8 protein-coding genes are annotated in these 9,316 nt (G+C 34.5%); 6 read left to right on the forward strand and 2 right to left on the reverse strand.

Annotated elements, in window-relative coordinates; translation table 11 throughout:
* The first annotated feature begins 98 nt into the window (after window positions 1-98).
* A complete protein-coding gene (gene trxA, locus IRZ78_RS03955; RefSeq protein WP_041516662.1) occupies window positions 99-416 on the forward strand; it encodes a thioredoxin in 318 nt (105 codons plus the stop codon).
* A 349-nt stretch (window positions 417-765) separates the two neighbouring features.
* On the opposite strand, the gene IRZ78_RS03960 is transcribed toward trxA, so the two are convergent.
* Window positions 766-2,847, reverse strand: coding sequence for an ATP-binding protein (locus tag IRZ78_RS03960; protein WP_194615275.1), 2,082 nt, complete (start codon window positions 2,845-2,847; stop codon window positions 766-768).
* Window positions 2,844-3,551 (reverse strand): LytTR family DNA-binding domain-containing protein, encoded by a 708-nt coding sequence (locus IRZ78_RS03965; RefSeq protein WP_194615276.1) that lies wholly within the window; start codon window positions 3,549-3,551, stop codon window positions 2,844-2,846. The genes IRZ78_RS03960 and IRZ78_RS03965 overlap by 4 nt, the downstream gene beginning before the upstream one ends.
* 204 nt (window positions 3,552-3,755) lie before the next feature.
* Here IRZ78_RS03965 and IRZ78_RS03970 point away from each other — a divergent pair, with 204 nt between their 5' ends.
* From IRZ78_RS03970 to IRZ78_RS03990, 5 genes are all read left to right on the forward strand, one after another.
* A complete protein-coding gene (locus tag IRZ78_RS03970) occupies window positions 3,756-4,301 on the forward strand; it encodes a hypothetical protein (protein ID WP_194615277.1) in 546 nt (181 codons plus the stop codon).
* A 59-nt stretch (window positions 4,302-4,360) separates the two neighbouring features.
* Window positions 4,361-4,954, forward strand: a complete 594-nt coding sequence (locus IRZ78_RS03975; RefSeq protein WP_194615278.1) for a DUF4082 domain-containing protein — start codon at window positions 4,361-4,363, stop codon at window positions 4,952-4,954.
* A 127-nt stretch (window positions 4,955-5,081) separates the two neighbouring features.
* Window positions 5,082-5,555: an SgcJ/EcaC family oxidoreductase gene (locus tag IRZ78_RS03980; RefSeq protein WP_194615279.1), complete on the forward strand. Its 474-nt coding sequence runs from the start codon at window positions 5,082-5,084 to the stop codon at window positions 5,553-5,555.
* Window positions 5,556-5,730: 175 nt separating this feature from the next.
* Window positions 5,731-8,307: a M1 family aminopeptidase gene (locus tag IRZ78_RS03985; protein WP_194615280.1), complete on the forward strand. Its 2,577-nt coding sequence runs from the start codon at window positions 5,731-5,733 to the stop codon at window positions 8,305-8,307.
* Window positions 8,304-9,230 carry a DUF58 domain-containing protein gene (locus IRZ78_RS03990; RefSeq protein WP_194615281.1) on the forward strand — a complete coding sequence of 309 codons (927 nt, stop codon included), beginning with the start codon at window positions 8,304-8,306 and terminating at the stop codon, window positions 9,228-9,230. Before IRZ78_RS03985 ends, IRZ78_RS03990 begins: the two co-directional genes overlap by 4 nt.
* Window positions 9,231-9,316 lie beyond the last annotated feature (86 nt).

Consider the following 9,316-nt stretch of genomic DNA (forward strand, 5'->3'; position numbering starts at 1 on the left):
TAATTTAAGAATGGTGGTTCATTTGTATTTAATTTTTAAATTTGTACTCTAGTTTGAAACGAAACAATTCAGACAATAATTTTAAAAGAAAAGAAATTATGGCATTAGCAATAACAGATGCTACTTTTGATGAAGTAGTTTTGAAATCAGATAAACCAGTAATGGTAGATTTTTGGGCAGCATGGTGCGGTCCTTGTAGAATGGTTGGTCCAATCATTGACCAAATCAGCGAAGAATACGCAGGTAAGGTAGTTGTTGGTAAAGTGGATGTAGATGCTAACCAGGAATTCGCTGCAAAATATGGTGTGCGTAACATACCTACCGTTTTGGTTTTTCATAACGGTGAAGTAGTAGGAAAACAAGTAGGAGTTGCTCCGAAACAAACCTACGCAGATAGTTTAGACGCTTTGTTGTAATCGTAAGATTATGATTTATATAAAAGAGGTTTGGCGAAAGTCAAGCCTTTTTTATTTGCTTGATTTTAAAGGTTTTTTTGCCACAGATTAAAAAGTTTTTTGCCACAGATTAACACAGATTAAAAAGGATTTTTTTTGCCACTAATTTCACGAATTAGCACTAATGACTTTGAGCTTAAGATTCAATTTCACAAATTAAAAATGTGGTTTGTTTTTACCACAAATTATTTATTTTGATATTGCTCAAAAAAGTTAGCCACAGATTAAAAGATTTTCACAGATTATAAAATCATTTTAATCTGTGGCAGAAAAAAACGCACTGAATTTTAATTCGTGCTAATTCGTGAAATTAGTGGCAAACTTTTATCGTAAAGGTAGTTCCTGAATCTTGCTGAGAATTGACTTCGATTTTGCAATTGATGGCTGTAGCCAAATCACGAATCAAGTGCAATCCTAAACCGGATTTGATGCCTATTACTTCTGAATCGTCGTATAAGGCTTTGAATTGTTCCTGAGTTCCGCCTGGACCATTGTCTGAAATGGAGAGATGTTGAACTTCGTTTTCCTGCCAGGCTTTCCAGATTATTTTTCCGTTTGGGGTTTTGTCGAGGGCTTTTATGGCGTTTCCGGTGAGGTTTCGGATGATGGTTTTAAGGTAGTTTTCATCGGTGTTTAGCATGATGTTTTCGGGATCTTCAAATGAAATCTGAATATTTTCTATGCCTGAAAAATGCTTTTGAGTTTCTTCGAATAAAACCGCTATTGGAATTTCTTTAAAATGAGGTTTGAAGTTTTCCATTTGGCCTTTGCTCCATAATAGAATGTCTTCCATAGAGGATAATAAATTTTCGGCTCCGGTAATGACTTTGGTTTGCATTCGTGCTGCCATTTCTTCATCAATCAATTCGGGGTTTTCTTTTTGAAGATGTAGAAAGTGAATTAAATTCGAAACAGGACTTCGTAAATCATGGTTCAAAATACTAAAGAATCGCGCTTTTATTTTATTGGCTTCGTCGAGTTCCTGATTCAAAAGCTGTAATTTCTGATTGGTTTTCTTTCGGTTTTGGTTTTGTTTGAACAATAATAATCCAATAATACCAACGAGAATTAATCCTGAAATTAGAAAGATGCGTTGTTTCTTCGCTTCGTCAATCTGAATATTTTTAAGCGTGTTCTGAGTCGAAAGATTCTTTATTTCCTGTCCTTTCGTTTTGTTTTGGTAACGTGCCTCGGCATTGGCAATATTTTGTTTCGCCGATTCCTGCATCATTTCGTCATTCGACTTACTGTAGATTTCGTTATAATAAAAAGCCTCTTTCCAAAGTCCTAATGCGGCATAACTTTGAGATAGTTTTTTATTAATATTTACAAAGGATTCCTTATCGTAGGTCAAAGCATTTTTCGAAGCTTTTTTTAAGGTTTCTATCGCCTTTTTATAGTCTCCTTTTTCATATAAAATTCTTCCCATTACGGCGTTAGCTTCCATGATTATATCCTGATCATTAGATTTTTTTCCTAATACAACTGCATTTTTAGCATAACCAAATGCAGTATTTATTTGGCCTGCATTGGCGTAATATTCAGATACGCTTCTATTGGCAAAACTTAAATTAAGGAATAAAGAATCTTTTTTAGACGGAAAAGTATAAGCTAAGTTGTAATATTTTTGAATGCTGTCGAGGTTTTTTAAAGGAACAAAACATTGCAGATAATAGTTGCAGGAAAAAGCGCTGATATAAGGCGAAGTTTTGATGTAAGGCTGGGCATAATTAAGGTATTCAATGGCCTTATTAAATTGTTTCATTTTGGTATAAGCCGCCGCAATCTGGCTATACGATACACCAATGGTCTCATAGTTGGCTACCGTTTTTTTGAGCAGTTTTTTATAGTTAATGGCTTGTAGTTGATAACTAATAAAGGTTTCGTATTGGGCATTATCAAGATAATATTCGCCAAGACTTCCGTATAGTACAGATTTTGTGTACGTGCTTTTTGTGGTGTCAAGAACTTGTTTAATGTATTCGATTAATGCTTTTCTTTTCGCAGTTTCATTTAGTGCATAATAGGCATAGCTAAGACGCATCAAAGTCGAAGTTTCGTTTTTAAGATGTCTGGCTTTTTGCGCAAATTTTAAGGCAAGCTCATAATTAACAGACGCTTCTTTGGTCTGATTATTATTGAATTCATAAGCGTTTCCTTTTAAGAAATAAAACCTTGATTTATAAGCGAGCTGATCTTTCGAAAGTTCAATTCCTTTTTGGGCGGCGATGATGAGTTTAGGATAATCTTCGGCATCCAAAACTTCATTGGTATATTTTAGCCAGGCTTTTAGTTTTTCTGGTTGGGTTTTATACTTTGCCAAAATAGGTTCCTGCTGTGCAAAAACAGTCAAGTTGATAAATAATAAAAACAAAAACCGCATTTTTTTCATGAGAACAGGTTTAAGTTCTCTTTATAACTTCTTCCCACAGGAATAGCTATGTTGTTGTTCAGAATAATTTCGGTTGAATTTATCTTTTGAATAAATTGTTTCTGAACCGCAAAACTTCGATGAATCCTGATGAAAGACTGAAAGTGATCTTCTTTCAGCAAATTGCCAATACTCGATAAAACGCAATGTCTTTTTTTATCGGTTATAACAAGTGTATAATCTTTTAGTGCTTCGAGATATAAAATCTCATGCAATTTGACTTTTGTTTGTTCGTGACCTTCTTTGATATAAATGGTATCGCCGCCAATACTGGCTTCAAAAAGAGATGCTTTGAGTTTGATTTCCATAAATTCTTCGATACGGCTTACGGTTTGTGCAAATCGATCCAGTTTCAATGGTTTTACGATAAAATCTAATGTTTCAATCTCAAAACTTTCTACGGCATGTTCAGGATGTGCGGTTATAAAAATACAAACCGGAATTTCTAATGCTTTTTTTCTAAACTCAATTCCGTTCAAGCCTGGCATATCGATATCCAGAAATAAGATATCGACTTTTTCTTTTTCGATAAACGGAAGCGCGTCTTCAGCCGACTCAAAAACACCCAGAATATCCAGAATAGGAAACTTTTTGGCAAACGATAATACCGTAAGTCTGTCTATTTCGTCATCGTCGATAATAATACAAGTGTATTTTTTGGTCATTTATCTGGAATTTATGTCGTCTGTCTATTTAAAATGTTGTTCGTCTATTAGTGGTTTTTCCGCCCATTCTAATCCTGGAAATTTGTCTTGTAATTCAGTCATCAGATAAAAAGAAATACTCTTTTACGATCATTTGATTATTGCAAAAATAATGTTATTGAATTAAATACGAATCATTTAGCCAAATTTAAAACCAAAATTATTATGAAATTTTCAAAAACCATTTTTACTATTTTATTAGTTGCCATTTCTACCATTTCATGCAGCAGCGATGACGGAACCGACGGAGTAAACGGAGTTGACGGACAAGCAGGTCCGGCCGGAGCAACAGGAACAGCAAATGTTATCTATAGTGCGTGGCTAACGGCGCCAACAGCAGCTGCAGAAACAATAGATGGAACTTCAGGAATGTCTACATCGATTAATGCGCCGGAACTATCAGAAGATATCCTTGCAAAAGGAACCATATTGGTTTATGTGTCTTTTGGGTCAGGTACTTATACACTGCCTTATACATCAACTGCTGGCGGATTTGTGAATACAATTACTGCTATTTCTACAGTAAAGAAAATCAAACTGTTCAGATTCAGACATGACGCAGGAGGAACTGTGAATCTGCCAACAACACTTAGCTGGCGCTATATTTTGATTCCGGGTGGCGTTGCGGCTGCAACATCAAAAACTGCAAAACCGGATTATGCTAAAATGAGTTACCAAGAAGTGTGCGCTCATTTTAATATTCAACTATAATTTAAAAAGAATAAAAAATAATTTATTGAACGAAAGAATAATCAAATAACTATATTATTATGAAAACTTTAAAAACCATTTTTACGATTTTATCCGTTGCATTATTAACCATTTCCTGCAGCAGCGATGATGATAAAGAAGATACCGTTAAGTATAACGAAGAAAATCCTCTTGATGCTTATATGGCCGGTTCAGGATTTAGCCAGAAAGCAGTCGATGTAAAAAACTCAGGAATTTACGAATACGGTTTCAGTTTTAAACCTACAGTAACGGGTAAAATAAATGCTTTGGTGGTAAAAATTCCAGATGTAAATGCTGCTTTAAGAATCACTTTATGGGATGCGGCGACCAAAACGGTTATAAAATCTGAAACGATAAATGTACCAACCGCAAATGTTACCGTAGAAAAAGCAATCAATCCAATTGCGCTTACAAAAGATAAAGAATACTTTTTTACCGTAAACAGCGACGATTGGATCAACAGAACAAAAACTGACGGATCTGCTGCGACGTATCCTATTACGGCAGGAAATATCATAATTACAGGATATGCATATATTTCAAGTACGGCTGCAGAAACTATTTTTCCAACCAATGCGCGCAATACGTATTATGCAGGAGATATAACTTTTAAATTTCAGCAAACTCAATAATTTTATTTTTGGATAGTTAGAATTAGTATGTTTGGAAAAGGTCTGGCAATAGTCAGACTTTTTTTTAGAAATTAACGTAAATTTGATAACCTTTTTTTAGATAATTAGTCACTTTAAATAATTGAATATGAAAGCAATATATTTATTAATTGTAATGTTGAGCACTACAATTGTTTTAGCTCAGAACAAAGATGAAGTACTTAAAAAAATTATTCAGCAACAGGAATTAGACTGGAATAAAAATGATATGAAATCCTTTTCTCAGGCTTTTAGTGAAGATGCTGTTTTAATTAATTTTCTAGGAATGTACTGGAAAGGAAAAGAGGAAATAATGACTCAGTTTTCTCATATTAACGAATGTTGTATAAAACCAACATCGATAAAATTGGAATGGATAGATGTTAAATTTTTATCTGAAAATGCGGCTTATGCACATATAAAAGAAACTTTAACGGCAAAAGAAGATTATGTTGTTCCAGGAGGAGTGGTTAAAAAAGGAACTGTAAACAGTAAATTTATTACGGCAGTTTTCGAAAAACAGAATGCTATATGGAAAATTACTACTATGCAGGTAACTCAGGTAAATGCTCAGCCAAGATAATTTTGAAATAACACATTTAAAAAGCTTGCCACTCCCGATAGCTATCGGGATAAATGATTTACACAGATTAAAAAAAATCATTTTAATCTGTGGCAAAAAGAATTTTAATTCGTGTTAATTCGTGAAATTCTTGGCAAACTTTTTTTATTTTTACAGATCTAACATTCTTTTAAAAATGAAAATTTTCTACAGCTTTCTTTGTGTTCTTGCATTTACTACAATTGGTTTTTCTCAATCGAAACAAAATGAAAATCTTCTTTTAGAAAATGGTGTTTCAGAGCAATTGGCTATTTTTCGAAAAAAACAGGTTTCAGATATTCGATATGATTTGGAATTCGAAATTCCGAATCAAAAAGCGGAAGATATCAAATCAGATTTGAAGCTGTATGTGACTTTATCTGATTTAAGTCAGCCTTTGTATTTAGATTTTAAAGAGAAAACATCCAACATAAAATCAATTCAGGTTAATGACAAAACTATTGCCATTGTTCATGAGAAAGGGCACATTGTTATTGCTGCTAAAGACTTGATTTTAGGAAAAAACACAGTTGCGATTTCGTTTATAGCAGGAAATTTGTCTTTAAACAGAAATGATGATTTTCTTTATACCTTATTAGTTCCGGATCGCGCGAGCACTTTATTCCCATGTTTAGATCAGCCCGATATAAAAGCAACTTATAAATTGAGTTTAACGGTTCCTAAAGACTGGACCGTTTTGGCTGGAGCCGATGTAAAAGAGGAAGTAGAAAAAGGAAATTTTACAAGTTATACTTTTGGTGAATCAGATAAAATGAGCACCTATTTATTTTCGTTTGTTGCAGGGAAATTCAAAACGGTAACGCAGCAACCGGGAAATAGAGAAATGACGATGTTGTATCGCGAAAATAATGCAGAGAAATTCAGGGTAAGTGTAGATACTATTTTTAGATTACACCAACAATCCGTAGACTTTTTAGAAAAATATACCAATTATAAGTTTCCTTTTCAAAAGCTGGATTTTGCTTCGATTCCCGTTTTTCAATATGGCGGGATGGAACATGTTGGGGTGATTCAGTACCGGGAATCGACCTTGTTTTTGGATAATAGTTCAACCGACAGCGAGAAATTAGATCGCGCTAAACTGATTGCACATGAAACCTCGCATATGTGGTTTGGGGATTTAGTTACTATGAAATGGTTTGATGATGTCTGGATGAAAGAGGTGTTTGCCAATTTTATGGCAGACAAAATCATGAACCCGATTTTCCCGAAAGTCAATCATAATTTACAGTTTCTAACAGCGCATTATCCTAATGCTTACGCGGAAGATCGTTCGTTGGGCACGCATCCTATAAAACAACATTTAGCGAATTTAAAAGACGCAGGTTCGCTTTATGGAGCCATTATTTACAACAAAGCACCTATTATGATGCGCCAGTTAGAAGCTTCGATGGGGGCGGCAGCTTTTCAGAAAGGAATCGAAAAATACATTAAAAAATACGCTAATGATAATGCTGACTGGAATAATCTGGTCGAAATTCTGGATGCCGAAACACCACTTGACATGAAAAAGTGGAGTGAAGTTTGGGTGAATAAATATGGAAGAGCGATTTTTAATAATCAGATAAAATACGATGCTCAAAACCGAATTTTATCGTTTGAAATTTGGCAAGAGGCAGAAGGCAAATCGGATAATGTGTGGCCTCAGATTTTTGATATTGGTTTGGTATATTCTGATAAGGTAAAAGTACTTAGTGTTACTATAAAAGACAGGAATTTATCACTGAAAGAAGCGATTGGACTTGAAAAACCGCTTAGTATCATTTACAATTATAATGGTTTTGGTTACGGCGTTTTTCCGCTTAACGGTAATAATTTAGAATCTGTTTTGACTTTGAAAGATGAGGTAGCAAGAGCGTCAACGTATATCAATATTTATGAAAATACCTTAACGGGAAATGTTGCTCCAAGCAAAGCTTTTGATTGTTTTATAAAAGGAATCCAGCAGGAAGAAAACGAATTGGTTCTGAAGGTAATTACCAATCAGACAAGTAATGTGTTTTGGAAATTTCTAACTCAAAAACAACAAAACAAAGCGCAGAAACAATTGGAAGATGTTTTGTACAAACGTTTACAAGCCAATTTATCAAGCAACATCAAAAAGACTTTATTTAATTTATTCAGTTCGATTGCGTATTCCAATTCGGCGAAAGCCAAATTATATTCGTTATGGAATAAAGAAAAAGTGATTCAAAGCTTGAAATTAAACGAAGACGATTATACCAATATGGCCATGAATCTGGCTATATTTAAACATGCTAAAGCCGATGAAATTCTGAATAAAGCCAGAACAACGATCACAAATCCGGACAAACAAAAGCGATTTGAGTTTTTGCTGCCATCTTTATCAAAAGACGAGTCGGTTCGTGATGCTTTTGTAAAATCATTAAAAGACGATGAAAATAGGGAGAAAGAATCCTGGGTTGCTGTAGGTTTGGCAAATATCAATCATCCGTTGCGTAAGGAAAGTGCTCAAAAATATATCAGGTTTTCATTAGATTTGGTGGAGGAAATTCAGCGTACGGGAGATATTTTCTTCCCGAAAGACTGGCTGAATAATACGATTGGGAAATATTCATCGAAATATGCTTTTGATGAAGTGCAGCGATTCTTAAAAGAAAACCCTAATTTTAGTCCGATATTAAAACGAAAGCTGTTGCAGGCGACAGACGGTTTATACCGCGCACAAAATATTAAAAAAGAAACCGAATGAAAATCGAATCGGAAATAGAGAAAGTATCCAGTTTTCAGCATCTCGAAATGCTGGCAAATCAGGTTGTAGAAGGTTTTATATCCGGAATGCACAAGAGTCCGTTTCATGGGTTTTCGGCGGAATTTGCGGAACATAAAGTGTATAATGCCGGAGAAAGTACCAAACACATCGACTGGAAATTATTCGCTAAAACAGATCGCTTGTATACGAAACGTTTTGAGGAAGAAACCAATTTACGATGCCACCTTATTGTCGACAATTCGTCATCGATGCATTATCCGGAACTTAAATCAGGTCAGCCTTTTTATGAAAAGAAGATTGGTTTTGCGGTTTTAGCATCGGCAGTTTTAATGAATATCTTGAAGAAACAACGCGATGCTGTGGGTTTAAGCGTTTTCTCAGACAGTTACGAATATTACGCTCCTGAAAAAGGAAGTGATCGCCATCATAGAATGCTGCTCAATAAACTAGAGCAATTATTAGAACAGCCAAAAGTCAAAAAAACAACCGACACTATTACGTATCTGCATCAAATTGCCGAGAAAATGCATCGCCGTTCTATGATTATTATATTTACGGATATGTTCCAGTCTGAAGATGATGAGAAGCTGTTTAACGCTTTGCAACATCTTAAACACAACAAACACAAAGTAGTTTTGTTTCATGTGGTAGACAATGAAACAGAGCTAAAATTTGACTTTGACAATACACCACGAAAGTTTATTGACTTAGAATCGGGCGAAGAAGTATCGATTTTTGCTGATAACGTAAAAGCAGAGTATGAAAAAAGGGCAGAGGAGTACTTTAAAAAACTATCATTGACTTGTGCAAAGAACCAAATTAAGTACGTTCCGGTGAATGTTGGCGATAATTTTGAAAAAATATTGACTACATATTTAGTTGAAAAACAAAACTTTGGCTGATAATTTAAAAATATATTTAATTTTTTTTAGCAAAACGCTTGCAGAAATGAAATTCTGTACTATCTTTGCAACCGCAATAACGCAGA

This window comes from Flavobacterium sp. CSZ (assembly GCF_015350725.1).
Classification (GTDB): domain Bacteria; phylum Bacteroidota; class Bacteroidia; order Flavobacteriales; family Flavobacteriaceae; genus Flavobacterium.

What these genes read in the sequence shown, in the direction of transcription:
- trxA (WP_041516662.1), top strand. Translation starts at nt 99, where the DNA reads ATGGCATTAGCAATAACAGATGCTACTTTTGATGAAGTAGTTTTGAAA.
- IRZ78_RS03960 (WP_194615275.1), bottom strand. Translation starts at nt 2,847, where the DNA reads ATGAAAAAAATGCGGTTTTTGTTTTTATTATTTATCAACTTGACTGTT.
- IRZ78_RS03965 (WP_194615276.1), bottom strand. Translation starts at nt 3,551, where the DNA reads ATGACCAAAAAATACACTTGTATTATTATCGACGATGACGAAATAGAC.
- IRZ78_RS03970 (WP_194615277.1), top strand. Translation starts at nt 3,756, where the DNA reads ATGAAATTTTCAAAAACCATTTTTACTATTTTATTAGTTGCCATTTCT.
- IRZ78_RS03975 (WP_194615278.1), top strand. Translation starts at nt 4,361, where the DNA reads ATGAAAACTTTAAAAACCATTTTTACGATTTTATCCGTTGCATTATTA.
- IRZ78_RS03980 (WP_194615279.1), top strand. Translation starts at nt 5,082, where the DNA reads ATGAAAGCAATATATTTATTAATTGTAATGTTGAGCACTACAATTGTT.
- IRZ78_RS03985 (WP_194615280.1), top strand. Translation starts at nt 5,731, where the DNA reads ATGAAAATTTTCTACAGCTTTCTTTGTGTTCTTGCATTTACTACAATT.
- IRZ78_RS03990 (WP_194615281.1), top strand. Translation starts at nt 8,304, where the DNA reads ATGAAAATCGAATCGGAAATAGAGAAAGTATCCAGTTTTCAGCATCTC.